Source organism: Acinetobacter endophylla (assembly GCF_053543775.1).
The window spans coordinates 1-1,653 of record NZ_JBLVOM010000025.1 but is presented as its reverse complement, the minus strand read 5'-3'; the positions used below and the strand labels follow the sequence as shown (position 1 = coordinate 1,653).

Annotated in this window: 2 protein-coding genes; both read right to left on the bottom strand. The window is 45.4% G+C overall.

What is annotated here, in order from left to right; translation table 11 throughout:
- Positions 1 to 909: phage portal protein (locus ACNPNW_RS03185; protein WP_448766514.1), on the bottom strand; the 909-nt coding region annotated here is incomplete at its 3' end.
- Positions 906 to 1,653: terminase TerL endonuclease subunit (locus ACNPNW_RS03180; RefSeq protein WP_448766513.1), on the bottom strand; the 748-nt coding region annotated here is incomplete at its 5' end. The genes ACNPNW_RS03185 and ACNPNW_RS03180, both read right to left, overlap by 4 nt.

Here is a 1,653-nt window from a genome sequence, read left to right as displayed (position 1 = left end):
TACACTTGGCACACCATAAAAACGGCAAACTTCTTCAACAGTAAACTGACGGGTAGACAATAATTCGATGTCTTCAGGCGTAAGACTGATTTGTTCAAATTTCAAACCACCTTCGAGCACCGGCAAAAACCAGTCCTCACCTTCAACCATTGCGGTCATTTCTTGACGCAGTGCATCTCGTTGATTCTGTTTAAGCGTTTTGTCCGTACTCAGAGCACCAGACGGTTTTGCTCCATTTTCCATCACGCGGCCAACCTTGTCGTCAGCGGCTAAACCGATGGCAATAGAACGTGCCCCATATGCCAACGGTGACATCCCGACCAAACCGGTACCAAATAACTTGAGATGCCAGATTTCTTTGTCGGTCAAAATCTCTTTTTTACCGTCAAAGTGCGTGATGTGATATTCCTTTTTGCCCTGGTCATTCAGCCTTGGATCTACTGAAGCATTGTTTATCACCACAAGCTGGTTCAGCTCTTTATGATAGTAATACTTGCGAACATAGGCATTTCCACCCATCAGGTTGAGCATCAGGGTTTCTTTGAACTCAACATTGGTCTGATCATCATTCGGCTTATTCCGGAACAACTTGGCAAGCTGATGATCAAAAATCTGTGAACGGTTGCGCTTGGAATCAAAGATATACATTTCAAGTGGCAAGCTTGCCACGGTTTCAGCCAGGATTTTATGACAGGCAAAAACTGCACTCAGTGTCATAGCCCGGTCAAATGTGGCAGTATTTGCAATTCGGCTGATACTTTTTGGAGAATCGCTTAATTTCCCCTTTCTAGGTCCCGCAGGACCTGTACTCCGGCTGTGGATCTTTTTGGCTTTATCCACAGCTTGCGCTCTGGCTGCATCATGATCGATGCATGCCATTACACGTTGTTTAGCAATTTTTGCACTCATCGTCTCACTACCACCATATTTGAAATATATTCATCTGCATCCCATTCATCTCCACCCTGACCCGGCACTAAATCAAATACCGACTCATCATCATGAAAACGGGCACGTGAGGCAGCAATGATGATTGCCACCATGGCATCAATCTTTTTCGCAGATGAAATCTTTCGCGGGAAAATATTTTCCTTAGCGTCTTCTTTCACCACAACGTTGGTGGCACACCAGGTGAATACCGGATCGCCACAGTGATGAAAACGACCTTCAGCCATCAGCACTTCAATCCAGCGCATTGCCGGACTTAAATGCTCGGTTTTTTGCGGTACTTCAACGACATTGATACCTTCATCTAGCAGATTTGCAGTCAATTGCTCCGCATGATATGGATCGTGCCCAAATTCATAGAACGGATTCCTGACATGGGCATCTTCAATGTCCCGCTGAATACGTTTGTAATCGGTAGATTCACCTGGTGTGGCAATCAGCCAACCGTTATCACGCCATACTGGATATTCATCCGGACGTTTTTCACCGTTAATGGCTTCTTTGGTTTCCAGAACACGCTCATTGATATAAGAATGAACAAAGGCATACCAGTGAATCTTGCCATCGTCTTCCATACGTGGAATCAATTCACCCCAGTCAGCCAAATCCAGACGGCTTGCCAGGTCATAACCACCGAAACGGATCTGGTCATCCAGTTCTTTTAATTTGACATCTTTGTAGCAACGCTCCCAGACCGAAGGTGAA